Genomic DNA, 24,616 nt, shown 5'->3' on the forward strand with positions numbered 1-24,616 from the left:
CGGCCGCGGCCCGGTGAGTTTTACCTGGCGTTAATGATCGATTGAGTTAGGTACTCCTTGCCTAAGTAAGGTGGCCCTAATCCAATCGGGAGCGACGATGGCAACTCGGTGGTCCGTGATCCAGGTCGGGGTTCTGGGCGGCACCGTCGCGCTGCTTGCCGCCTGCGGCCACTCGTCGTCCTCCCTGCCGCAAGGCCTGTCCGGCGGAGTCGCCGCGACACCGGCGGCCCTCACCGACCAAGCCCGGTCGTTCGTGCACGACCAGGAGACCGACGCGGACGCCGCGGCCCGCACCACGCTGGCACCGGCGGCGGGATCGTTCCTGGCAGGCAAGACCAAGGTCAGCTACCGCGCCTCCACGACCCCGGACAACGGCGACGAGAACCCGTACGCGATCTGGCCGGTGACGATCACCGCCGGGTCGGTCAAGGCGGGCGACGTCCTGGTCGACAACTTCAACAACAAGTCCAACAACCAGGGCACCGGCACGACGATCGTCAACGTCCACCCGGACGGCACGACCGACGTGTTCGCCGACCTGTCCAAGCAGAGGACGACCTGCCCCGGCGGCGTCGGCCTGACCACGGCGATGGTCCAGCTCAAGACCGGCTGGGTGATCGTCGGCAGCCTGCCCAGCCAGGACGGCCAGATGACCACGGCGGACAACGGCTGCCTGCTGTTCCTCTCGCCCGCCGGCAAGATCGTCGAGACCCTGAGCGGCCCGCAGATCGCCGGCCCGTGGGACGCCGCGGTCGACGACCAGGGCAGCACCGCGACGCTGTTCTTCACCAACGTCCTGCAGGACCTGGACCACTCGGCGACCGCGAAGGCGAACAAGGCCAATGTGACGCGGCTGAACCTGACCCAGACCGCGGACACCCCGCCGAAGGTCACCGGCAGCACCGTCGTGGCCGACGGGTTCCCGGAGGCTGGGGACGCCTCGGCGTTCGTGAAGGGCCCGACCGGCCTGACGCTGAGCAACGGCACGCTCTACGTCGCCGACACCCTGGACAACAGCATCGCGGCGGTCCCGAACGCGCTGACCCGGACCGACTCGGCGGGCACCGGAACCACCCTGACCAAGGACGGCCAACTCGCCAATCCGCTCGGGCTGACGACGGCACCGAACGGCAACCTGCTGGCGGCCAACGCGACCAACGGCAAGATCGTCGAGATCACCACCGTCGGGCAGCAGGTCGGCGAGTTCTACGCGATCGAGAATGTCGGCCAGGACCCGCCCGGCAACGGCGACCTGTTCGGCATCGCGGTCAACCAGGCCGGCACGGGCATCCTCTTCGTCAAGGACGACGAGAACAGCCTGGCCTTGCTGAGCTCATGACCGAGCGACGGGACGCCGAGCGGCCCGCGGGGAACGAGCGATCCCGCGGCTTCTCCCGGCGGGCCGTCCTGCGCGGCGGCGCGCTGCTCGGCGCCGGGGCCGCGGTCGGTGGCGGCGTCGCGGCCCTGGCCGGGCGTGCCTCGGCCGCCGAGCAGGAGCCGTTCCACGGCCCGCACCAGGCGGGCATCCTGACCAACACCCAGGCCCACGGGGTGCTGGCCTCGTTCGACCTGCTCGGCGCCGACCGGGGCAACCTGACGCAGCTGTTGCAGGCCTGGACCCAGTTGGCCGCCGTACTGGTCGCCGGCCAGTCGCACACCGTCCCGATCATGAACATGGCCGGCGCGAACCCCGGCGCCTACGCGAACACCACCGGGCTCTCCACGGTCGACGACTCACTGGAGGCGTACGGGCTCGGCCCGGCCCGCCTGACTCTCACGTTCGGGTTCGGCCGGTCGTTGTTCGTCAACCAGGACGGCTCGGACCGGATGGGCCTGGCCGCCAAGCTGCCGCCGGCGCTGGCCGAACTGCCGCGCTTCCCCGGTGATCAACTCGTGGCCGCCGACGGGGACGGCGACCTGTTCGTGCAGGCCTGCGCCGACGACCCCCAGGTGGCATTTCACGCGGTGCGCAGCATTGCGCGCATCGCGCCGGACCTGGCCACGTTGCGGTGGACGCAGTTGGGTTTCTCGCCGCCGGCCAGTGCGGGAACGCCGCGCAACCTGATGGGCTTCAAGGACGGCACGTTGAACTCGACCGGCCATCCGCCGGCCGACCTGGACGGCACCCTGTGGGCCGGCGCCGAAGGCCCGTCCTGGATGGTCGGGGGCAGCTACCTGGTCTACCGGCGGATCCGGATCACCCTGGAGCACTGGGACCGGCTCGACCCGAGCCTGCAGGAGCAGGTCATCGGCCGGCACAAGTTCACCGGGGCGCCGCTGGGCGCCAGGACCGAGTTCGACCCGCTGGACCTCGATGCCAAGGACGCCACCGGCCGGTACGTGATCCCGGACACCGCGCACGTCCGGTTGGCCGCCCCCGCCGCGAACGACGGCGCGGTGCTGATCCGGCGGGCGTTCTCGTACAACAACGGCACGACCCAGTTCACCGAGCGCTGGCCACCGTGGCGGCAGGCACTGGAGTACGACGCCGGGTTGCTGTTCCTCGCCTATCAGAAGGACCCGCGGACGGCATTCGTACCGGTCAACCAGAACCTGGCCCGCCAGGACGCGATGAACCAGTTCATCACCCACACCGCAAGTGCCGTGTTCGCCGTTCCCCCGGGAGCCGCACGCCCCGGGGACTGGATCGGCAGTTCCCTGCTCTCCTGACCAACCGTCGCCCACCCGAAGGAATCCGCCATGACGCCATCGCCGCAGCGGCCCAGCCGGCGCCCCCGCCTGGCAGTGGGCCTGCTCCTCGCCGGTCTGGCAGCCGGGCTGACCGGTTGCGCGACCTCCTCGGCGAAGCAGACCTCCGCGGCGGCCCCGGCGGGCACCGCCGCGCCGGCGGCGACGGACGCGGCAGCGCCGTCGACCGGCGAGTCGATCACGCTCTACAACGCCCAGCACAAGCAGACGACCGCGGCGCTGGTCGCCGCGTTCACCAAGGCGACGGGCATCGCGGTCCAGGAGACCGACAAGGACGAGGACGCGCTGACCGCCCAGATCGAGCAGGAGGGCGCGAGTTCTCCGGCTGACGTGTTCTTCTCGGAGAACACCAACTTCCTGCAGGAACTGGCGAACAAGAAACTGCTCGCCACGGTCGACCCGGCGACGCTGGCGAACGTCCCGGCCGCCGACAGCGCGGCGGACGGGACCTGGACCGGGGTCTCCGAGCGGATCAGCGTGCTGGTCTACAACCCCACGAAGATCACCGCGGACAAGCTGCCGAAGTCCGTGATGGACATGGCCGACCCGCAGTACAAGGGCCAGTTCGAGGTGGCCCCGGGCGAGGCCGACTTCGGGCCGGTCGTGGCGTCGGTGGCCAAGTCCAAGGGCGAGGACGTCGCGGTCACCTGGCTCAAAGCGCTGAAGGACAACGCCGGCAACGGCGCCAACGTCCCGGACTACGAGACGCTGGTCAGCGACGTCAGCCAGGGCATCACCGACTTCGCGCTGGTCAACCACTACTACTACTACCGACTGGCGGCTGAGCTGCCCAACGCCACCGCCGACGCCAAGGTCGCCTACCTGGCCCCGCAGGACGTGGGCTACATCGGCTCGATCTCCGGCGCCGCAGCGTTGGCGTCGAGCAAGCATGCGGCGGCCGCCGCGAAGTTCCTGTCGTTCCTGACCAGCGAGCTCGGCCAGAGCATCCTGGCCGGCGGCTACAGCTTCGAGTACCCGCTGAAGCAGGGCGTCGCGCCGAATCCGGCGCTCCCGCCGCGGTCGACCTACCAGATCAACTCCTTCACCCCGGCCGACCTCGGCGCCGGCGACCAGGTCAAGGACCTGCTGATGAAGGCGGGCCTGATCTGAGTCCCGCGAGCCCGGGCCAGTTGACGGCCCCTCGCCCGCGCTCGGCGGGAGAGGGGCCGTCGGGCGTCGGACGTGCCCGGCGGCCGATCCACGGCCGGCGGTTGGCACTGGGCTACGCGTTGCTGCTCGCCGGGGTGATGCTCTCGCCCCTGGTGCTGGTTGTGCTCGACGCGCGCTCGGCCGGCTGGTCGCAGATCCACGCCGTCGTGTTCCGCGAGCGGTCGGTACTGCTGCTGCGCCACACGCTGGTGCTGACCGGGCTGGTCGTGGCCTGCTCGAGCACACTCGGAGTGCTGACCGCGTGGATCACCGAGCGGTCCGCGTTGCCGTTCCGCCGGGTGTGGACCGTGCTGCTGATGCTTCCGCTGGCCATGCCCGACTTCGTCGTCGGCTGGACCTGGCACGCGCGGTGGCCGCGCATCGACCCGCTGTTCGGCGCGACGCTCGTGATGACGCTGGGCACCTACCCGTTGATCTACCTCCCGGTGGCGGCGGCGCTGCGCCGTTGCGACCCCGGACTGGAGGACGTGGCACACAGCCTCGGACTCGGCCGGGTGGCGACGTTCCTCCGCGTCAGCCTGCCCCAACTGGTCGGGGCGGTGGCCGGGGGCGCGGTGCTGGTCGCGTTGACCGTGATCTCCGAGTACGGCGCGTTCGAGGTGTTGCGCTATCCGACCTTCACAACCGAGGTGTTCCTCCAGTTCCGGTTCTCCCCGCCCGCCGCCGGTGCGTTGTCGATCCCGCTGGTGCTGCTCGGCCTGCTGGTGCTGTCCGGTGAGGCCGCCGTGACCCGGCGGTGGTCCCGGGGGCGAGGGGTCGTCCGCTCGCGACGTTGCACCGGACCGTGGTGGCGCGCGCTGCCGCCGGCCCTGCTGCCGCTCGGGTTGGTCGGCCTCGGCGTGGTCCTGCCGGTCGGCAGTCTGATCGGCTGGATCGTCCAGGGTCGGCACTCGACCCTGCCCGCCACCGCGACCCTGGCGCAGGCCACCGCCACGACCGTTCGCTACAGCGCGGCCGCCGCGGTCGTCTGCGCGCTCGCGGCGATCCCGGTGGCCCTGCTGAGCCTGCGAACGCGGACCCGCCCGGCCGCGGCGCTGGAACGTGCGTCGTTCGTGACCCGGGCCGTGCCCGGCGTGGTCGTCGCGCTGAGCCTGATCTTCTTCTCGATCCACTGGGCGCGCGGCGTCTACCAGACCGGATCCCTGCTGGTCCTGGCCTACGTGATCATCCACTTCCCGCTGGCGCTGGTCTGCGTGCGCGCGGCGGCCGAGCGGGTGCCCGCCGCCTTGATCGACACCGGTGCCTCGCTCGGCCGGTCCGCGCCGGCGGTATTCCTGCGGGTGACGCTGCCGCTGATCGCTCCTGGGCTGGCCGCCGGACTGTGCCTGGTCTTCCTCACGGCCGCGACCGAACTGACCGCCACCCTGGTGCTGGCCCCGATCGGGAGCGAGACGTTGGCGACGCAGTTCTGGGCCTACCAGAACGAGATCGCCTACGGCGCCGCCGCCCCGTACGCGCTGACGATCGTCGCGCTCTCGGTCGTGCCCGGTACCCTCCTGGCCTTGTGGTTCGACCGCGAGAGCAACCGGACCGCGCGGGCCGCGCGGTGACTGTCCGGGTGGGCCGACGGCCGGTCGGTGCGGCAACCCCGCAGGCCCAGGAACTCGCGATCGTCGTCCGCGGGCTGACCAAGGCCTACGGCTCCGTGCCGGTGCTGCGCGGGCTGGACCTGGAGGTCGCCCCGGGCACCGTCACAGCGGTGCTGGGGGTCTCCGGCAGTGGGAAGACCACGCTGCTGCGGGTGATCGCCGGCTTCGAGCACGCCGACTCCGGCAGCCTCGCCCTGGCGGGGCGGGTCGTCGACGACGGGCGTCGAGTGCTGCGGGCGCGGCACCGGGCGGTGGGTTACGTCCCGCAGGAGGCGGGGCTGTTCCCGCACCTGACCGTGCGGGCCAACATCGCGTTCGGGTTGTCCCGCTCGGAGCGTCGGCGGGCTGCCGACCTGGAGGCGATGGTGGGGCTGGGCGGCCTGGGCCACCGGTACCCGCACCAGTTGTCCGGCGGGCAGCAGCAGCGGGTGGCATTGGCCCGGGCGCTGGCCGTCGACCCGGCGGTGGTGCTGCTCGACGAGCCGTTCGGTTCGTTGGACGTGGCACTGCGGGCCGGCTTGCGCGCCGAGGTCATGGCGATCCTGCGCGAGGCGAAGGCGACCACGGTGCTGGTCACCCACGACCAGGACGAGGCATTGGCCACCGCCGATCGGATCGCCGTCCTCGACGGCGGTCGCCTGCTCGCCCACGGCAGTCCGCGCGAGTTGTACGACCATCCGCCCACGCCGCAGGTGGCCGCTGCGCTGGGGACCGCGAACATCCTGCCCGGCCGCCTGGATGCGGGCTTCGCGCACTGCCGGCTCGGGGCGTTCCGGGTTCCGACGGCCTCCGGGCACGCCGGAACCGAGTGCCTGTTGATGATTCGGCCGGAGAACCTCGTGCTGGACGCCCGGTCCGCGACACCGAGCGCGACCGTGGCCGCGGTCTCCTACCACGGTCACGACACCCTGGTGGGGCTGCGCGGGGATCACCCCGACGACCCGCCCCTGCTGGCCCGGCTGCCCGGCGGGGTGGTGCCCGACCCAGGCACCCGGGTCGGACTGTCCTCGACCGTCACCCCGCACGTCTGGATCCCGGCCGCACCGGCGCTCGACTGATCCGGCATCAGAAGATCTGGCGATCCGCCCCATTTGTCCGTTTCCTAACCGGAACAGGCGTCTCCGCGGCGGATGATCTTGTCTTCGGTTTGCGTTGCGGGGTACGGGAGAGGGAGCCGCCCGGTACCGGGTCGGCTGATCCATTCAGGAGGGAATCTCCCATGACCAACGTGACCCGAGTCCTCGGCACCGTGTTCGCCGCTGCCACGCTGGCCACCGTTGTCGCGCCGGCTGCCGGCGCCGCCACCACCAGCACGGGCCACCACCACACCGTCGCGCCCGCGCGGCACCACCACCATCGCCACCTGCTGCACATGCTGCGGCACCACCACAAGCCCACCCACTGACGTCGGGGGCAGGCCTGGGCCGTCCGGTCAGACATCTGTCGAACCGGGCGGCCCGCTGGTCCCGAGCCGGCATCAATTTCGATACCTGAGATACTTTTCGAAACTCTGTCCTAGTTTCGCATGAATTCGACAAGCTGTCACCGGGCGTTCACAGAACGCGCCATTTGCCTGTCTGCTAACCGAAATCGTCACTTTCGCGGCGTCGGATCATGCCCCGGTTTTGCTCTTCAGGGTGTGGGGTGAGTGTGCAGCCCGACCTCGGGCTATCAATGCAGGAGGACTGATGAGCAACGTGACACGAGTCGTCGGCACCGCTCTTGCTGCCGTGGCGATCGCCACCACGGTCGCCCCGGCCGCCGGTGCGGCCACTGTCGGCAAGAGCCAGAGCAGCGTCTCGACCTACCACCACCACTGCCACGTCCGGTTCGTCCACCACCACCGGCGTTGCATCTGACGGTCAGCTGACCGTGGCCTGTCCGGTGGCGCTGCACATCAGCACCACCGGACGGGCCGGCTCAGCCGTGGATGCCAATCCCCAGGAACACGCTGCCCGCCGCCGCCAGCCCGACCGACAGGGCCCAGAACGACTTGCGGCGTAGCAGGGCAGCCATGGCCGACAACGCGATCGCAATCTGGAACAAGGTCACGGCCAATGCGCCGTGGTGATGCTTCTCCAGTTGTGCCTCGGCCGCCTCGTTCTGCTCGGTGACCTTCTTCGTGTCCTCGTCCGCGATGGCCTTGATCGTCTGCTGCTCCTGGCCGTACTTGTCGGCCTGGGCCTGCTGCGCCGGATCCTTGGTCGCCGCGAACTCGAACTCGGCCAGCGCCTTCTTGATGCCCTTGGCCTGGTAGTAGGCGAACTGGTCGGAGGCCTGGGTCTGGTCCAGCAGGGCATCGTTCTTGCGTAGCAGCGCGGTGTTCGCCCAGTTACCGGCCAGCAGGGATGCCACGGCGGCGAGCACCGCGATCAGCGCGGTCGTGATGGCCAGGTACCTGGTCCAGCCCTGGCCGCCGTGCTCGTGGTGGTGCGCCAACTCCTCGAGTTGTTCCTTGGCCTCGAGGGGGTTCTCGATCTCCACGCAACGCGCTCCGACTCCGAGGGCGGCCCGACCGGTCCGTTCGAACCACGGGCAGCGAATCGTACCGACCAGGGAAATGCCCTGGCGGCACGCCACATTGTGGCTGTCCAGGTTGTGAACATCTCGAGAAGGTAATGACCGTCCAGGTCAACGACGAGGTCTTCGACGCCACAGCCCGGACCGATCGGAAGATCCCCACGGTGGTCCTCGCCCGAGCCTGACCACGGACCTGAGGTGTTCCCGGCCGTCGCAGGTCGATGCCAGGCCCGGACGACCAGGAACACCCCGGTAACTCCCAGGGCGTGTCGCCGAAACACCCCCTGCGAGAAATCCGGCGGCGCCACCGGGAGCTCTGGCCGCCGGTGCCGTCGCCGAACAAACCGCCTCTGCCCACCGCCGACGGCCGCGAAACCGAATGTCCCCCCAACGGATCAACCCACCGGGGCACTGGTTCACCCTGTAGCAGCAGGCCGAATCAACGGCCGTAGAACCGATTCCACGAACGGTTCCTCGACGGCCACGCCGCCGAGCAGTGCACGGAAATAGACCGGCCCGATGAGCTGGTCGACCGCATCCTCCACGTCCGTGGTCAACCGGTCCTGCTCGGTGGTCAGCCGGGCCACCAGCGCCGCGCGCCGTGGACCGGTGACCCGCTCCCGGAAGGCCACCTCGAGTTCGGGATTGCGCGACACCTCGGCGATCAGCGCGCCGATCACCTGGCGTCCGGTCGGCGAGGAAACGACCTCGCCCAGGTCGAGCAGGTACGAGCGCAGGTCGCGGTGCAGGTCGCCGGTGTCCGGGATGGGGTGGTCGGCGAACACCTCGGACAACGCGTCGGTGACCGCGTCGACCCGCGAGGTCCAGTAGCGGGCCAGGGTCGTGGTGGCCACGCCCGATCGGGCCGCGACGCCGTTGTAGGTGATGCTGGACATCCCCGCATCGGCGAGCAGGCCCAGAGTGGCGGCGGCCAGGTTCCGGCGGACCGGGGTGTCCAGGCGTTGCGCGGCACCGTCGATCAGCGTCGTCAACTCGGGCTCGGCCGCGATCTGCGGGCGCGCCGGCAGGTACACCGCGGCGACCACCGCGCCGGCCAGGGCGACGACGGCGGCCACGATCACGCTGACCGCCAGGGCGTGCACGAAGGCGACGTTCGCGGCCCCGCTGACCGCGTGGGCGGTGGCCCCCGGCAGTTTCCCGGCCACCACCGCGGCGGCACCGACCGACTCCCGGGCGGCCGCCGCCGCGACCGTGTTGGCCTTGTGCAGCTGTTCGTAGGCGCCGCTGCTCGCGAACCGGTCGCCGTACAGCGCCGTGGTCACGCTGCCCATCACCGCGACGCCGAGCGCCCCGCCGATCTCGCGGGTGGTGTCGTTCATCGCCGAGCCGACCCCGGCCTTGTCCGGCGGCAGCGAGCCCATGATCGAGTCGGTGGCCGGTGCCATCGCGAAACCCATGCCGACGCCGATGACGCAGAGCACGACGGCGATGTAGCCGTAGCCGCTGTCGGCGGAGATCCCGGAGAACAGCAGCAGCGCGGTGGCGACCAACGTCAGCCCGCCGGCCACCATCACCTTGGTGCCGACCCGGGCCACCAACTTGGCGCTGGTCGGGGCCGCAACCATCAGCACCCCGGCCACCGGCAGCAGCGCGACCCCGGAACGCAGGGGGCTGTAGCCGAGCACGAACTGCAGGAACTGGCTGACGAAGAACAGGGATCCGAACATCGCGAAGAACACCAGCGTCACCGCGACCGAGGCCGCGGTGAACCGGGCGTCGGCGAAGAACGACACCTCCAGGATCGGGTTCGCGCAGCGGCGTTCCCACCAGATGAACGTGCCGAGCAGCACCACCGCGGCGGCGAACGAACCACCGATGCGCGGGTCGCCCCAGCCGTCGGCCGGACCCTGGATGATGCCGAACAGCATCGCGATCAGGCCGGTCGTCGACAGCACCGTGCCGAGCAGGTCCAACGACGGCGCGGCCGGGTCCTTCGAGTCCGGCACGATCACCACCGCGGCCACCACCGCGAGGGCCACAACCGGGACGTTGACCAGGAAGATCGAGCCCCACCAGAAGTGCTGCAGCAGGAACCCGCCGGCCAGCGGGCCGGTCGCCACGCCGAGCCCGGAGACCCCGGCCCAGATCGCGATGGCCCGCGTGCGTTCGCCGGCGTCGACGAAGACGTTGGTCAGGATCGACAGCGTCGCGGGCATGATGAACGCCGCGCCCAGGCCCTGGACCCCGCGCATCAGGATCAGCGGGTCCGGGCTGTGGACCTGCGAACAGGCGAACGACCCGGCGCCGAAGATCAGCAGACCGCCCACCAGGCAGGGTTTTCGGCCCAGCCGGTCGCCGGTGTTGCCCGCGATCAGCAGGAATCCGGCAAAGACGATCGTGTAGCCGTCGGTGACCCACTGCAGCTGGGTGGACGAGGTCCCCAGCTCACGCACCAGCGACGGCAACGCGACGTTGACGATCGTGCCGTCGATGCCGGTGACCAACAGGGCCAGGCACATCACGACCAGCACGGCCCACCGCCGGGGGGAGGCGGCTCGAGTCTCGACGAGTCCGGGCGCCTCTCGGTGGCGCCCGTGGCTCGTCCGCGTCATGGGGTGTGCAGCAGCGACGGCAGTCGCATCGCCAACCAGGGCTTGCGTCCCCAGGCACGCATCCGGCCCCGGGCAACCGCCGGCCACTGGCCGGCCCGGCCCCACATCACCAGCAGCAGCGCGCTCGGTTCGGCCCAGACGCGGCAGTCGACCGGACGGCCCGACTGCGGGTCGGTGATGTGCAGAGCCCCGTCGGCGAACACGAAGTGCCGGCGCGGCCCGCCGGCCACCTGCACCGCATAGCGGGCCCGGAAATTCCGGCCGCGGGCCTGGTCGACGAACGCGGTGGGGCCGCCGAACGACCCGGCCGCCCCGACCGCCTGCACCAGCGGGACGACGAAGTCCTCCAACGCTGCCAGCGCGGCGTCCGGGGGTACCACGAACGAGCGGCCCTCGGCGTGGGCGACGTCCCAACTGTGCACGGACATCTCGCTGATGACGTGGGCGTGCAGCGTGCGCAACGGCAGCCGGGTGCCACCCATCCACGCGAACTCGGCCTCGGCCGAGCGGCCCTCGGTGGCCGCCGCGTACTGGGCGGCCCGCGCCTCGATGCGGTCGGCCAGGTCCTTCGCGTCGCGGCTGGGTTCGGCCCGTACGTAGTCGACGGTGAGGCGGCTCAGCGCAGCGAAGTCCGCGATCTGCGGTGGTTGGTCGCCGCGCACGGTGGCCAACTCGAAATCCAGGACATGCAGCATGTGCACACCCAGCTCACCGAGGTTCCAGTCGCCGTGGGCGTGCCGGTTCGGGTCGCGCACCGCTCGCAGTTCGCGCGCCGCCGCACTCGCGGCCCGCACCACCGCCCGTTCGTCCGCGGCCATCGCATCACCTCACGCCGCACCGGGCGCACCCCGCTGCAAGGCACGCCGTCGGTCGTCCAGATCCTTGCATGCCGCCTGACGGCTCGTCAGGACCGCGCCGGACCGCCATGATGCGGTCATGGATCGGGTGCGCGTGTACCTCGACGGGCCCGTGGCCGTCGTGACGATCGACCGCCCGGAGGTCCGCAACGCGGTCGACCCGCAGACCGCTGTGGAACTCTGCGCCGCGTTCGAGCAGGTGTGGGCCGACGACGCGATCCGCGCAGCGGTGCTCACCGGCGCGGGCGGCTGTTTCTGCGCCGGTTACGACCTCGCGGCCTTCGCCGCGGCCGGACGCGACCCCGCGGTGCTGGACACGCTCGGCCCGGGCCGGGAGGGGCCGATGGGCCCGACCCGCTCGATCCCGCGCAAGCCGGTGATCGCCGCTGTCGAGGGGCACGCCGTGGCCGGGGGCCTGGAACTGGCGCTGTGGTGCGACCTGCGGGTCGCCGCCTTCGACGCGGTGTTCGGGGTGTTCTGCCGGCGCTGGGGTGTGCCGCTGATCGACGGCGGCACAGTCCGACTGCCGCGCCTGGTCGGGCTGGGGCGCGCGATGGACCTGATCCTCACCGGCCGGCCGGTGGACAGCGCGGAGGCACTGCGCATCGGACTGGCCGACCGAGTTGTCGTGCCGGGCACGACGCTGTCGGAGGCAATCGAGTTGGCCCGCACGATCGCCGCGTTCCCGCAGAACTGCATGCTCGCCGACCGGGCTTCGGCCTATGCGCAGGACGGGCTGGACGTGGCCGCGGCCCTGGCGGCCGAGGCGGCCGGCGGCCTGGCGGTGCTGCGCAGCGGGGAGAGCCGCGACGGCGCTGCCCGGTTCGCCGAGGGCGCCGGACGGCACGGATCGTTCCGATAGTGCAGAACCCTTGTCGCGTCAGGACTTGGTGGCGCTGCGCTGCTCCACCACGACCTGCCGCAGCGCGGCGAGTTCCGCGGTGACCCGGTCGACCCGGGCGCGCTCGTCGGCCAGTTCGGCCTCGAGGCGCTCCAGCCGCAACGAGTCGGGCGGTACTTCGGCCGGTGCTACGGCGTCCGCCTCCTCGCGCGCCGGCTGCGCCGGGATGGCGGTGCGCGATTCGCCCTCTTCGGCCACGCTCTGCGGTTCGGCCGTCTCGAGTTCGGCGGCCTGCGCCTCAGCTTCGTCCGCCACCTCTGGCTCGGCCGCAGCGGATTCGGGCTCCGCCGCGTCGTCGATGACCGGTGCGGCCGGCCGGCCCCGCCGACGTGCGGCCAGGACGAGGCATCCACCGCCGAGCACCAGGGCGGAGACGCCCATCGCGCGGGCCGGGGCGGCGAGTTGGGTCTGGTACCCGGCGCTCCCGCCCGCGGCGCCCAGCAGCACGCCGTAGCCGGCCAGCACCGAACGAGGGAACCAGGCCTGCGCCGACTCCGTACCGGGGACTGTTGTTTCGGCCGGGGCATCCACGTGAACAACCGTCCCACCTTGATTCCGGAGTACGGCTCACGACACGCGGGGCACGCCGGGTGCCCCCGGACACGCGACCGGGGCGGCGGACAGATGTCCGCCGCCCCGGCATGAAGCGCTTGATTCAAGTGGCTCCGACGGTCCGGTCGGGGCGTGGGGATCAAGTCACCCCAGGACGACCGGCGGGTGGCCACCGGTCGGGGACGAGCCGCCACCGGAGCTGCCACCCGGGGAGGCAGCGCCACCCAGGGGGCCGCTCGGGGCCGAGCCGCCACCGGACGAGCCACCGCTCTGGCCGCCACCGGACGAGCCGCCGGAGCTACCACCCGGAGCCGTCGGGCTGCTGCCCGAGGAACCGCCGGAGCTACCACCGGGAGCCGTCGGACTGCTGCCCGGGGTGCCGCCACCAGGCGACGCGGCGCCACCCGGAGCGGCGCCCGCGCCACCCGTGGTCGGGGCCTCGTTGGCCGGCGAGGAGGACGTCCCTGCCCCGGCGCCCTTCTTCGACTTCTTGCCCTTCTTCTTCTTATTCACCTTGGTCGGGTGCGTGGCGTGCGTGGCGACACTCGCGTGGGTGTTCGCGTGAGTCGTCGCAGCACCGGCGGAACCGGCCAGCACGACACCGCTCGCGCCGAGCGCGACGGTCAGCAGGCCGGCGGAGGCAATCTTCGAGAAACGACGTTGGTTCATCAGTGAAATTCACTCCTTCGTCGTGGCGTCAGGACACTTGCCGGGACAACGTGGACCCGGGGCTCACGAACATTCGGCAGTTCATGAACTGCGCCCATGTCAACGACGGGTACCCCGTCATTGCGCGGGGCAACCCTTTACCGGCCTGATCTGTAGAACTACTCACAAGCGGGAGACTGCACGCATGAATTCGGACAAATGCCCAGGTGATCTTGGGTTTTCGTCACAGCCGTCGGCTGCAGTCCGACAAGGCAACACCGGCAGTGGTTCGGTCACGTTCGACCGCGCCGCGGACTTCTACGACCGCACCAGAGAGCTACCCACGGAACTGGCGGAAGCACAGACCCGCCTGCTTCACGAGCAACTCAACGGCACCAAGCGCTGCCTGGAGATCGGGGTCGGCACCGGGCGCATCGCGCTGCCGTTGGCTCAGGTCGGCGTCGACATGACCGGAATCGACCTGTCGATCCCGATGCTGGAACGCCTGCTGGCGAAGGAATCCACAGCCGTTCCGGTGGCGGTTGCCGACGCGCGCCGCCTGCCCTTCGCGGCAAACACCTTCGACGCCGTGCTCGCCTGCCACGTGCTGCACCTGGTCGCGGACTGGCCCGCGGCCGTCGAGGACGCGCTACGGGTGCTGCGGCCCGGCGGCACTTTCCTGGTCAGCCAGGGCGGACGGGCAGGCGACGTCCGCGCGAGCGACCTGCGGCGCAGGCTGAGCGAGGCCGCCGGCCTGGCCGAAGGGGCCGACCGGGTCGGCCTGCGCGACCTGGCGGAACTGGACGAACACTGCGCGGGGCGCGGCATCACCGTGCGCCGACTGCCGATGCTCTCCCACACGCGGCGCTGGACGGTGGCGCAGTTCCTCGAGCAGACCGGCGAGGGTTGCTACTCGTGGACCTGGGACATCGACCCCAGCACGTTGCACCGTGCGGTCGCGGCTGTCCGTACCTGGGCCGAACAGGAATGGGGCGATCTGACGGCCACTGCGCTGGGGTCGACGACTGTCACCTGGCACGCGTATTCGCGGCCGGCGTGACGCTCAGGCCTGCGCGGGGACCATCGGCGGCAGCGTCGGGCCCACGACCGCGAGACCGGCCACGAGCGCGTGCAGCTGCTCCAGCCGACTGTGCAACTCCCAGGCAGCCAGGATCGCCTCGTCCAACGCGGATCCCGCGGCGCTGACCGCGTCCAGTGTGGTCTCCGGGTCGCTCACGTCGACCAGTCGCCCGGCGGCGGACTCGGCCTGCAGCCAGTCCTTGATGCTGCCGAACGCCAACGGGAACTTCGCCACCGTCGAGGAGAGGTTCGCGGCCACCCGGTCGACCTCACCGGGATTGCGGATCCACCGGGTCGCGTAGTTCAGCGCGTCCGCGCACTCATCGAGACCGGCGGCGTGGTCGCCCGCGGTGAACGATCGGTCGTAGACATCGGCATGGGTCATTTCATCCCCCGTTGGTCGTGCGGCCAGAAACAGCGCCCAGGCACCGTGCCCGGGCCTCCCTGACAGAGGCCCCCGGCCCCCGATGCCGGTGCCCGGGCGCCTTTCGCATGTCCGCCGGCAAGGGTCGACGCGCCGTCGGACAGGCACTTCGACTGGCCGAAGGGATGATTCGGTTCCAACGTGAGGATGGTTTCTTTCCCGACGTTCGGCCCACCCCGGCGCCTTGATGATCTTGAAATCCGCCCGATCGGCGCGAAGCCGCAGGTCGAGCCCCGGAGTACGACCAAGATTAATGTGCACGAAACACACCGCAGCTAAGGTTTGGGGACGGTAAACTGGGCGAAGCTGGCGAGAAGGCCCCGCACTGGCCTGAACCCCTACCGCGGGCCCTTCAGAACCGTAAGATCATCTTTGCGGCCGAACACGGACATCGTGGCGGCCGGCGGCGGACCGGGTCACACCGGTCGGACCTCGACACTCGGGCGGGTCGAATGTCCAACTGCACCGAAGCTGACCGCGCACACCTGGCGGCCGCGCTCTCCTCGGGCGCGACTGCGACCGCCAGAGCCCTCTCGGCGCGCCTGCGCGCCGAGGAGACGGCGCACGCCGCCGCGCGCGAACTGCCCCGGCGCCACCTGCGGCTGGTCCCTGCCCTGTCCGTAGAGGCCGATCAGGCCTGATCGGCGGCGCGCCACGCGTGCCGGAGGAATGAGCACGGACATCACGAGGTTCTGACCGGACGACGTTGAACCCGGACGGAACGGATCTGTCGTGACCGATGCAGACCTGCACTTTTACTTCGACCCCGTGTGCCCGTTCGCCTGGCTGACCAGCAAGTGGGTCCGCAAGGTGATCGCCCAACGCGACTACACCGTCGAGTGGCGGCTGATCTCGTTGCGGATCGTCAACGAATCGGTCGACTACGAGGCGCACTTCCCGCCGGAGTACCAGGCCTTGCACACCGCGGGCCTGCGGATGCTGCGAGTGGCCGCGGCAGCCCGGGCCGCGTACGGGACCGACGCCGTCGACCGTCTCCAGGCCGCCTACGGGGCACACGTCTTCGAGCGGCCGCCGGCCGCCGACGGCGAACAGCGCCCCGCGATCGGGAGCCGGGAACACGTCGCCCCGGCGTTGGCCGACGCCAGGTTGCCCGAGGCGCTGCTCGACGTCCTCGACGACAGCTCCTGGGACGACGAGATCCGGTCGGAGACCAAGGCCGCCCGGGCCATGACCGGCGACGACGTGGGCACACCGATCCTGCACGTCGACCCGCCCGGCGGGGTCGCGTTCTTCGGCCCGGTCATCAGCCGCATGCCGTCCGACGAGCAGTCCGCCGAACTGTGGGACCACGTGCTCGGGCTGGCCCGCTTCGGTGGGTTCGCCGAGCTCAAGCGCAGCCTGCGGGAGCAACCGCAGCTGGCCGTGTACGGCTTCGCCGAGGGCGAGCTGGGCAAGGTCGAGGACTGGCACGGCGGCAGCCGCCGTCGCAAGGAGGACCGCGGAAAGGCCGCCGCCGGGTGACGGACCCCGGTCCGGCTACGGTTCGGCGGACGGCGCCGACGCGGCGCCCGCCGAGTGCGACAGCGAGGTGCACGGTGAGCCCGACGATCCCCGCGCTGCTCGTGGAGTACGACCGGGCCCGCGCCTACACCGACTCGTTGTGGCGCGACCTGCCCGCCACCGAGGTCTGCTGGCGGCCGCACGAGCAGTCCAGCGCGATCGGGTGGCACCTGGGCCACCAGGCCACCGTCGCGCACTTCATGGTGCGCAACCTGACCGCCGCCGAACCCAGCCCGGACGCCGACCTGGAACCGCTCATGGACTCGGCCACCCCGGAGGCGGTCCGCGGCGAACTACCGGACCTGGCGCGGCTGGCCGGCTTCCGGGCGACCGTGGCCGAACGGGTTCATGCCCGGGTCGGCAACATCGCCTCCCGGGCGGTCACCGCGCCGGCGCAGATGCAACTCATCGGCGCCACTTTGCTGATCGCGGTGATCAACCACGAGTACCAGCACGACCAGTGGATCTCCGAGGTCCGCTGCCGGGACCTCGGCCGCGCTCTGCCGCCGCGGCCGGTCTCCGACGCGCTGTGCGAGCTCGACGGCTACCTCGTGGTCGGGGCGCACGCATGACCCGGGGCTGAGGTTCGACCACCGCCCGAGAACCGGAAGACTGTGCCGGTGCGCCCTCGGATCTTTTTCGTGACACTCGCGGTCGACGACCTGCCCGCGGCCGTCCGCTTCTACCGCGACGGCCTGGGCTGGCCCACCGAGGGGATCGTCGGCGACGAGTACGTCGACCCGGTCACCGGTGCCGGCGGCGCGGTCGCGATGTTCGGGCTCGACGGCGGCGTCGCCCTGTGCCTCTACGAGCGGTCCAACCTGCTGGCCGACGCGAGCCTGCCGCCCGGGCCGGGCGGGGCGCCGGCGGTCAGCCTGGCGATCCCGGCCCTCTCACCGGAGGAGGTGGACCAGATGCTGGCGCAGGCCGCCGTGGCCGGTGCCCGCCTGCCCGCGCCGGCCCACATGCGGCCCTACGGGGTGTACTCGGGCTACTTCGTGGACCCGGACGGGCACCTCTGGGAGGTCGCCGCCAACCCGGACGCCCCGCCGGTGGACTAGGGCACGTCCTATTTCGGTGCACGTCGATTCCTTGACGAATTACTTACCCGAATTCGTGATCCAAATGTATATCCCACCCCACACGCGTGGCTAATGCACATGGGCCACTTATCCGATTCACAGGGATGGTTCCTAACTTCTAGTCACGAAAGGAACCGACGGGGAATCCTCCCCCGCCGACTTTTCGAAGTCACGATAAGGGGTAACGGAATGCGTCATCACTTCCCCGTCCGGTCGCACGGACGCCGTCGGCACCGGAACGACTGGGACGACGACAACAACCGCAGCTGGTGGTGGCGCCGTCGGCACCACCACCACCGGCACCACCACCACGACAACTAGGTCGAAATCCCTGCCGGGCCCGGTTCTCCCCGCCCTCAGGAGAACCGGGCCCCCGGCGTGAACAAGGCCGGGACGCCCTGTGCGTACCCGGCCTTCGCGTTGCCTGCACCAGCCTCGTGACCGCAGCCAGGGGGGTTCGACGATGAGTCGGACGACCGAAAACCTCACAAACCAGACATCCGACGAATTGCATCGGCTGCCCGATCCGACCACGCCGCCCATGGAGACCCGTGCCGTTTTCCGGCAATTCTGGGCGTTGACCCGGGGTGATCGCCGGTGGATGATCCTGGCGACTCTGTTGCTCATCTGCGCAGCCGCCGCGGACACGATCGCAATTCTGCTATTCGGTTATGTGGTCGACCACGTGCTGACCGACAACGGCGGCCTGCACGCCTTCTGGCGGCCCGCGGCGGCCTGGGCCGGCGTCACCACGTTGAGCACGATCGTCTCCTGGGGCGGTTCGATGCTCACCACGCTCGTCGGCGAGCGCTTCGTGCTGCGACTGCGGACCAAGCTGCACTCGCACCTGGCCGCGGCCGCGCCGGACTTCCTGGACTCCGCCCGACTGGGCGACCTGCTGACCCGGTTCAGCGAGGATCTCGAGGAGGTCGAGTCACTGGTCGTGGGGGCCGTCATCGCGGGCTTCACCGCGGCCGCCTCGGTGGTCATGTTCAGCGTCTCCGCGATCCGGCTCTCCCCCACCCTCGCCCTGCTCTCGCTGGTGCTCGCTCCGCTGCTGTGGGCCGTCACCGGCGGGTTCAGCCGCCGCGTCGGCACGGTCACCCGGGCCGAGCGGATCAACCACAGCCGGATGATGAGCGTGCTCGAGGAGACGCTGGCCAACACCGCGCTGACCCGCTCCAGCGGCCGCGGCTCCGATGAGGCCGCCCGGTTGGCCACCGAGGGGCGCAGCTTCCTGAAGCTCAACCTGCGGCAAGCTCGCCTGACCGGGGCCTACGCAGCCTGCACCGGCCTGTTGGAGATGTTCGCGGTGATCGGCGTGCTCGGCGTCGGTGCCTGGCAGATCTCCCACGGCAAGGCCACTGTCGGCGCGCTGCTGGCCTTCTCGGCCTATCTCGGCTACCTCTACCCACCGCTGCACTCGCTGGCCGGGCTGCCACTGATGGCCGTCGGCGCCCAGGCGTCCGCCGCCCGGGTCGAGGAACTGCTCGTGACCGCCGCGCCGGTTGCGGACACCGGGACCCTGATTCCGGCAGGCCCCGGCCGGTTGGTGTTCGAGGGCGTGACATTCGCCTACCGCGGCCGAACTCGGCCCGTGCTGGACAACTTCGCGCTGGCCGTCGAGCCCGGCGAACTGGTCGCGCTCACCGGTCCGAGCGGCGCCGGCAAGTCCACGGTGGGCAAGTTGACTGCCCGCGACATGGACCCGACGGCCGGCCGGATCACCCTGGACTCCTCCGACCTACGCGAGTACGGCCTGGACGCGTTGCGCGCCTCGATCACCGTGCTGGCCCAGGAAACCCTGCTGTTCGACGCCACCCTGGCCGCCAACATCGGCTACGCCCGCCACGGTTCGACCCGCGCCGAGATCGAGTCGGCAGCCCGCTCGGCGGGCCTGGGAGACCTGGTCGCGTCCCTGCCCGAAGGCCTGGACACCCGGGTCGGGCAGCGCGGCCGGCTGCTGTCCGGCGGACAGCGGCAGCGGGTCGCGATCGCCCGGGCCTTCCTGCGCGATGCCCCGCTGCTGATCCTCGACGAGCCCACGACCGGGCTGGACCACGAAGGCACCACCGAACTGCTGCCTGCGCTGCAGCGGCTGGCGGCCGGCCGGACCACGCTGATGGTCACCCACGACCAGCGGCTGACCTACCTTGCCGACCGGGTGGTGTGCCTGGACAGCACTCTGCGCCCCGCTGCGGCCGATGCGGACCTCGCCCTGCCGGCCGTGGTGGTCCCGCGGGCCGACCGAACCCCGCGGGTCCCGGAGCCGGTGCCTTCCGGTTTCACCCGGGTGCTGCCCCGCTCGCGCCGAGTGGCCTCCCTGATTGGCGTCGGCAGCCTCGTCCTGGTCGGCGTCGCCAGCCTGACCGCGATGCGGCAGAGCCCGATGCCGGCGGCCCCGACAGTCGCCCCGCCGACCTCGGTCGCGCCGCCGGTCGTCGCGGCCACCAACACCCCGACCGCGGCCCCGAGGGCGACGCCCACCGCCACGCCGTCGCCCACGCATCGCAGCACCTCGACCGCCTCGCGAACGATGGCAAGGACGGCCGCTGAGATCGGTCCGTGACAAACCTTCCTCACACGCACACATCCGCACCATGCTGTCGCGGGTCCGTCCGTGCAGGCCCCCACCCGCGGGCGGACCCGGAACAATTCCGGCACCGGTGCACCTCCCGAAACATGTAGATAATCCCGGCGTTGAAAACGTGACGGCCACGCAATTGCCGGGCATCGACCGTGGAATGCGGCGCGCAGTAAATTTCGACCAGTCGAACAACTGTGACCACTCCCGGGGCGAGCCGGCTTTCCGCCCGACGGCTCCCCACGGTTTTCCGCGAGGAGATTCCCGAATGCGCTCAGCCCGCACCGGCAGGCACCGTGCCAAGTCGGGACACCCGTCCGTTCCCACGCTCGCCGCACTGACCGCGGCCGTGCTGGCCACCGGTCAGGCGTCGGCCTCCGCGGCGATCGACGACAAACCGGTCCCGAAGGTCGCCCCGAAGATGCTCCAGGTGTTCCAGAAGAACCTCAACTTCCACCCGACCGAGATCCTGATCCACCAGGGCGACTCGGTGACCTGGACGAACAAGGAATCCGACGAGACCACTCACAGCGTCGTGCAGGGCAACGGGACCGACATCAACTCCCCGGACATCGAACCGGGCCAGATTTTCGTGTGGAAGTTCGACAGCGCCGGGCAGTGGGACATCATCTGCCGGTTCCACCCCGACATGTTCATGACCGTGGATGTGGCCGACAAGAACGGCAAGGTGCCGCCCTCGCCGCCGATGGTTCCGGTCACGCCGTCGCTGCCGGCCAACCCGACGCCGCCGCAGGGAGACGTCCCCGGCGTCACCGGAGTGCCGGTCGCACACCATCGGATCCACCGGATTTCCTGACCAGCAAGCGGAAGGGGGCGGTCACGGGATCCGTGACCGCCCCCTTCCCGCGTATGAGAGTGCGCCCCCCGCGTATGAGAGTGCGCGCTCAGATCATCGATGAGCGAGGCGTCATCGCTTCTTCGCGGCGGGCACCACCGTCGAACAGGCGGCGTCGGAGTATCCGTCGGAGCTCAGCGTCTCCCGAACCACCTTGCCGTTGACCAGGATCCGGCAGCGGACCGGTTGGCCGGAGTCGGGGTAGGCCGCAGTCATGTCGGCGACAGCGCCGGCCAGGCCCACCGGTATGGACAAAGTCTTCTGCCAGGGCAACTTCTGGTGCCTGGCCATGTCGGTGGCGTTGTCCGGCCCGTTGACGAACTCGATGCGCGGGGAGGTCCCTGAGCCGAGGACCTCGTAGGTCACCTTCGCCGTAGAGGTCGTGTACACGGTGTCTGCGGCGCTCCCGCTCGACCAGGGGTGCCAGGCCAACGCGGTGCCGGCCACCACCACGGCCACGGTCAGGCCCGCGGCATACCGCAACCTGCGCGGGCGACGCAGCGGTGCCACCGGCTTCCGCTTGGCGATTCTCGACTGCGTCATCGGCGGTTGACTCCTAGTCATGAACGGGGCCGAGTACGGCCCCGAGTTCGATGACGCACACTGTTGCCCCGCCCCGATTCGGCGATGTCACCTAGTCGTGAACCCCGTGTTTCCACACTTTCGCGATATTCCTGAGAAATCCTGAAAATAGCTGGCAACGCGCCGTCAGTTATCACCGACATTTGGGCCCATGATCGGTTCCTGTTTACACACCCGGAATTTACAGGACCAACTAGTGCAATCGCATGTGGTTCTACTGTCCCATCGTCCAACCGACGAAACCGGACAAAAGGGCCCGATTCGGGCCCGGAGCGGGGGTGAGGCACCTAAGCCGTTGTCGGTCCCCACGGCAAATGTGACGGCTCATCGATGAACCGTCGAAAATCTGTAGAGATTTCCTCGTCGCCCCGCACCCGCCGCTAGCTGGACAGCTGCGGGGTCGATCGAACACGCCCCGGGACCGCTTCCGTTAGTTCACCTTCGGCCACGCCGACGGCCCTCGTCCGGAATCCCGGCGAACGGTCCCGGTCGCGTAGACGGGGAAATACATGGATTTGCGAAAGCGCCACAGAAGTGATCCGGCCATCTGCCGGAACCGGATTGGCCGCGGATTGGTACTGACTGCGGCGTGCAGCCTGCTGACCGTCAGCGTCGTCGGTGGAGCCACCGCCGGCGTCGCGGCCACAGTCGGCAACTCCGGTGGTCACACCAACCAAACCCTCCCGTCCGACTTCGACCCCCCGGTCGCGTTCGGACCACGGGCAGCCACCTTCAACCTCGGCGACGCCCAGGGCTCCTGGTACGACACCGGGATGTCCATCTCAGGCACACGGTCGTTGGCCGTGGCCGAACTGCCTACGGCCGATCCCGGTGAAGTAACCGGCTCGGGTGCGCGGACCACCAGTGGCCGGATCGTCGGCGGTGGATTCCTTACTGGCAAGGAAGCCGAAGCGGTGATGAACCCGATCGCCGGGCTGTCCAAGTTGAACCCGAGCGGGAAGACGCTGGGCCAGCTGGGCGTCGATCCCGACAAGTTGCTGAACCTGAGCCGTACCCGCAGCTACGTGCATCAGCTGTTGCCGGCCAACGATCCGCGTAACGCCAAGGTCGACCAGTTGACTCACGCGTTCGCCAAGGAGATGGCGAACGTCCGGGCCGACCAGCCTTACCACCTGGCCCAGAGCCCGAGCGGCGCACCGATGTACACACTGCTCAAGCAGATCCGCGCCGACTACCCGCAGACCTTGCCAGTGACGGTGAACTTCGACGTCGGCATGCCGATGACCGACCAGGCCCACACCGCCTCGGCGCTGATCTGGCCGGCCGGCGCGCCGGGCATGCCCTTCGACCAGGCCGGTGCCTGGAAGGGCACCCGCACGGTTCAGCTGAGCAAGCCCGGCCTGTACGCGTTCGGTTGCAAGGTCCACCCGTACATGCTCGGCGCGGTCGTCGTGACCGATCCGCTCGTGCCCGGTGTGGACTTCGGCCCGAAGCTGCAGGTCAAGAGCCGGGGGCTGAACGTGCCCTCCTCGGCCGACATCATCTTCCAGTTGGTGAACAAGTTCTTCATCATCACCAACCCGGAGAACTGGGAGCACTACAGCGCCGATCACGAGACCCAGTGGTCGCCGTCGTACGCCCCGGCGCCGATCATGACCTTCGACGCCTCCGGTCCGGCACTGATCCCGGACCTCGACTCGTACATGAAGAGCAAGTTCCACCTGCCCAAGACCCTGCCCGCGGCCAACTTGCGCCCGTCGACGCCGGGTGTCGGTCAGGTCTGGTTCGACACTCAGATGGAGAAGTACGCAGGTAAGGACAAGTCCGGCGCAACCACGCTGATGAACGCCGAGACCTGGAAGATCGAGCGCAAGATCGCCGCGCCCGACATCGACATGAACAACCCGCACAACATCTGGACCGACAAGGACGAGAAGTACATCTACCAGACCGAATGGTTCAGCCACTGGCTCGATGTCTTCGACAAGAACACCGGCGCACTGATCCGTCGTTTCGACGTCGGCCCTTCGCCGACGCACGTCATGACCCGGCCGGACAACGACATGCTGCACGTCGCGCTCGGCGGCGGCGGGGCGGTCATGGAACTGCTGCCCGGAGCGACCGGGGTCTCCCGCCGTCTGATGGTGGGTTCCCCGGACGAGCCGATCGCACACCCGCACGCGCACTGGATGTCCGGCAACTCCAAGTACATGGCCACGCCGAACGTCAACCTCTACAACGCCTCGATCGTCGACATCAAGAAGGGCACCTTCCGACACGACCAGACCGGCGAGTTCCCGATCGCCACCGGCATGGACCCGGCCAGCACCAAGGCCTACATGGCGGACTTCCTCGGGGCCACCATCTCCTGCATCTCGCTGGAGCCGAACGGCAAGGCGTGCAAGGGCGACGACGGCACGATGGAGCACTACAAGCGCATGGACATGTGGGACAACTACGACCCGCTGACCGGCCCGAAGGGTGACTGGGGCGGCCTGCCGATCCAGATCGCGGTTTCGCCGGACGACTCCGGTGGCCTGCAGGCCAACACGCTGACCTCGACGATCACGGTCTTCGACCCGAAGACCGACAAGATCACCGGGTCTCTCCCCTGCGACTCCGGTTGCCACGGAGTCAACTTCGGGGCCAAGAAGGGCGGCGGCTACTACGCCTACGTCACCAGCAAGTTCGCCAACGTGATCCGGGTCATCGACATCGACCCGAACCACACCGGTCACCCGAACGACGCCAAGGTCGTCGGTCTGATCCCGACCCAGGCGGACTCCGACACCAAGACCGACGACACCGTCGTCGACTACGCCGGCATGGGCGGCCAAGGGGTCATCCCGATCCCGATCGCCTACGAGGGCTGGGTCGAGCACGCCCCGAACAATGCGATCAACAGCGAGCTCACCTGCCAGCAGCGGCACCCGCTGACCTTCGCCAAGTCCTGCAAGTAAGGACGACCGCCAAGTCGGTTAAATCTGACTAACCATCAGATCAGCTC

Annotated in this window: 24 protein-coding genes; 17 read left to right on the forward strand and 7 right to left on the reverse strand. The window is 69.9% G+C overall.

The features are described from left to right. Nucleotides 1-97 precede the first annotated feature (97 nt). The 7 genes from VHU88_12505 (at nucleotide 98) to VHU88_12535 (ending at nucleotide 7,327) form a co-directional block, all read left to right on the forward strand. Nucleotides 98-1,339 (forward strand): hypothetical protein, encoded by a 1,242-nt coding sequence (locus VHU88_12505; GenBank protein HEX3612499.1) that lies wholly within the window; start codon nucleotides 98-100, stop codon nucleotides 1,337-1,339. Continuing rightward, nucleotides 1,336-2,670 (forward strand): Dyp-type peroxidase, encoded by a 1,335-nt coding sequence (locus tag VHU88_12510; GenBank protein HEX3612500.1) that lies wholly within the window; start codon nucleotides 1,336-1,338, stop codon nucleotides 2,668-2,670. Before VHU88_12505 ends, VHU88_12510 begins: the two co-directional genes overlap by 4 nt. Before the next feature lie 30 nt (nucleotides 2,671-2,700). Then, the gene (locus VHU88_12515) at nucleotides 2,701-3,819 is read left to right on the forward strand and encodes an extracellular solute-binding protein (protein ID HEX3612501.1); all 1,119 of its coding nucleotides are present in this window, start codon (nucleotides 2,701-2,703) and stop codon (nucleotides 3,817-3,819) included. Between the two features lie 101 nt (nucleotides 3,820-3,920). Then, the gene (locus VHU88_12520) at nucleotides 3,921-5,429 is read left to right on the forward strand and encodes an iron ABC transporter permease (GenBank protein HEX3612502.1); all 1,509 of its coding nucleotides are present in this window, start codon (nucleotides 3,921-3,923) and stop codon (nucleotides 5,427-5,429) included. Nucleotides 5,430-5,437: 8 nt separating this feature from the next. Further along, a complete protein-coding gene (locus tag VHU88_12525) occupies nucleotides 5,438-6,526 on the forward strand; it encodes an ABC transporter ATP-binding protein (protein HEX3612503.1) in 1,089 nt (362 codons plus the stop codon). Between the two features lie 161 nt (nucleotides 6,527-6,687). Further along, a complete protein-coding gene (locus VHU88_12530; GenBank protein ID HEX3612504.1) occupies nucleotides 6,688-6,873 on the forward strand; it encodes a hypothetical protein in 186 nt (61 codons plus the stop codon). A 283-nt stretch (nucleotides 6,874-7,156) separates the two neighbouring features. Then, complete coding sequence (locus VHU88_12535; protein ID HEX3612505.1) at nucleotides 7,157-7,327, forward strand: hypothetical protein; 171 nt, start codon at nucleotides 7,157-7,159, stop codon at nucleotides 7,325-7,327. A gap of 61 nt (nucleotides 7,328-7,388) precedes the next feature. Here VHU88_12535 and VHU88_12540 read toward each other — a convergent pair whose 3' ends face one another. The 3 genes from VHU88_12540 to VHU88_12550 all read right to left on the reverse strand — a co-directional run bounded on the left by VHU88_12540 (nucleotide 7,389) and on the right by VHU88_12550 (nucleotide 11,379). Beyond that, on the reverse strand, nucleotides 7,389-7,952 hold the full coding sequence (locus tag VHU88_12540; protein HEX3612506.1) for a DUF4337 family protein: 564 nt from the start codon (nucleotides 7,950-7,952) through the stop codon (nucleotides 7,389-7,391). 452 nt (nucleotides 7,953-8,404) lie between these two features. Continuing rightward, on the reverse strand, nucleotides 8,405-10,561 hold the full coding sequence (locus VHU88_12545) for a DHA2 family efflux MFS transporter permease subunit (protein ID HEX3612507.1): 2,157 nt from the start codon (nucleotides 10,559-10,561) through the stop codon (nucleotides 8,405-8,407). Continuing rightward, nucleotides 10,558-11,379: a hypothetical protein gene (locus VHU88_12550; protein HEX3612508.1), complete on the reverse strand. Its 822-nt coding sequence runs from the start codon at nucleotides 11,377-11,379 to the stop codon at nucleotides 10,558-10,560. Before VHU88_12550 ends, VHU88_12545 begins: the two co-directional genes overlap by 4 nt. A 118-nt stretch (nucleotides 11,380-11,497) precedes the next feature. On the opposite strand from VHU88_12550, the gene VHU88_12555 reads away from it, so the two are divergent. Beyond that, nucleotides 11,498-12,280, forward strand: coding sequence for a crotonase/enoyl-CoA hydratase family protein (locus VHU88_12555; protein HEX3612509.1), 783 nt, complete (start codon nucleotides 11,498-11,500; stop codon nucleotides 12,278-12,280). Between the two features lie 18 nt (nucleotides 12,281-12,298). On the opposite strand, the gene VHU88_12560 is transcribed toward VHU88_12555, so the two are convergent. Both VHU88_12560 and VHU88_12565 read right to left on the reverse strand, forming a co-directional pair. Further along, entirely contained in the window at nucleotides 12,299-12,850 is a 552-nt protein-coding gene (locus VHU88_12560) for a hypothetical protein (GenBank protein HEX3612510.1), read from the reverse strand. Between the two features lie 165 nt (nucleotides 12,851-13,015). Beyond that, a complete protein-coding gene (locus tag VHU88_12565; protein ID HEX3612511.1) occupies nucleotides 13,016-13,540 on the reverse strand; it encodes a hypothetical protein in 525 nt (174 codons plus the stop codon). A gap of 184 nt (nucleotides 13,541-13,724) precedes the next feature. On the opposite strand from VHU88_12565, the gene VHU88_12570 reads away from it, so the two are divergent. Beyond that, the gene (locus tag VHU88_12570; protein HEX3612512.1) at nucleotides 13,725-14,579 is read left to right on the forward strand and encodes a class I SAM-dependent methyltransferase; all 855 of its coding nucleotides are present in this window, start codon (nucleotides 13,725-13,727) and stop codon (nucleotides 14,577-14,579) included. Between the two features lie 3 nt (nucleotides 14,580-14,582). On the opposite strand, the gene VHU88_12575 is transcribed toward VHU88_12570, so the two are convergent. Continuing rightward, nucleotides 14,583-14,984: a hypothetical protein gene (locus VHU88_12575; GenBank protein ID HEX3612513.1), complete on the reverse strand. Its 402-nt coding sequence runs from the start codon at nucleotides 14,982-14,984 to the stop codon at nucleotides 14,583-14,585. Between the two features lie 491 nt (nucleotides 14,985-15,475). On the opposite strand from VHU88_12575, the gene VHU88_12580 reads away from it, so the two are divergent. From VHU88_12580 to VHU88_12610, 7 genes are all read left to right on the forward strand, one after another. After that, nucleotides 15,476-15,664, forward strand: coding sequence for a hypothetical protein (locus tag VHU88_12580; protein HEX3612514.1), 189 nt, complete (start codon nucleotides 15,476-15,478; stop codon nucleotides 15,662-15,664). A gap of 91 nt (nucleotides 15,665-15,755) precedes the next feature. Continuing rightward, nucleotides 15,756-16,505: a DsbA family protein gene (locus tag VHU88_12585; GenBank protein HEX3612515.1), complete on the forward strand. Its 750-nt coding sequence runs from the start codon at nucleotides 15,756-15,758 to the stop codon at nucleotides 16,503-16,505. A gap of 74 nt (nucleotides 16,506-16,579) precedes the next feature. Beyond that, a complete protein-coding gene (locus VHU88_12590) occupies nucleotides 16,580-17,116 on the forward strand; it encodes a DinB family protein (protein HEX3612516.1) in 537 nt (178 codons plus the stop codon). Between the two features lie 69 nt (nucleotides 17,117-17,185). Continuing rightward, nucleotides 17,186-17,605: a VOC family protein gene (locus tag VHU88_12595; GenBank protein HEX3612517.1), complete on the forward strand. Its 420-nt coding sequence runs from the start codon at nucleotides 17,186-17,188 to the stop codon at nucleotides 17,603-17,605. A 210-nt stretch (nucleotides 17,606-17,815) separates the two neighbouring features. Further along, entirely contained in the window at nucleotides 17,816-17,947 is a 132-nt protein-coding gene (locus VHU88_12600) for a hypothetical protein (protein HEX3612518.1), read from the forward strand. A gap of 280 nt (nucleotides 17,948-18,227) precedes the next feature. Beyond that, nucleotides 18,228-20,195, forward strand: a complete 1,968-nt coding sequence (locus VHU88_12605) for an ABC transporter transmembrane domain-containing protein (GenBank protein HEX3612519.1) — start codon at nucleotides 18,228-18,230, stop codon at nucleotides 20,193-20,195. A gap of 283 nt (nucleotides 20,196-20,478) precedes the next feature. Then, nucleotides 20,479-21,027, forward strand: coding sequence for a plastocyanin/azurin family copper-binding protein (locus VHU88_12610; GenBank protein HEX3612520.1), 549 nt, complete (start codon nucleotides 20,479-20,481; stop codon nucleotides 21,025-21,027). 111 nt (nucleotides 21,028-21,138) lie between these two features. Here VHU88_12610 and VHU88_12615 read toward each other — a convergent pair whose 3' ends face one another. Next, on the reverse strand, nucleotides 21,139-21,609 hold the full coding sequence (locus VHU88_12615) for an MmpS family transport accessory protein (GenBank protein HEX3612521.1): 471 nt from the start codon (nucleotides 21,607-21,609) through the stop codon (nucleotides 21,139-21,141). 611 nt (nucleotides 21,610-22,220) lie between these two features. Here VHU88_12615 and VHU88_12620 point away from each other — a divergent pair. Further along, nucleotides 22,221-24,569, forward strand: a complete 2,349-nt coding sequence (locus VHU88_12620; protein ID HEX3612522.1) for a copper oxidase — start codon at nucleotides 22,221-22,223, stop codon at nucleotides 24,567-24,569. The last annotated feature ends 47 nt before the right edge of the window (nucleotides 24,570-24,616 follow it).

The sequence above is a fragment of the Sporichthyaceae bacterium genome, assembly GCA_036269075.1.
GTDB lineage: Bacteria > Actinomycetota > Actinomycetes > Sporichthyales > Sporichthyaceae > DASQPJ01.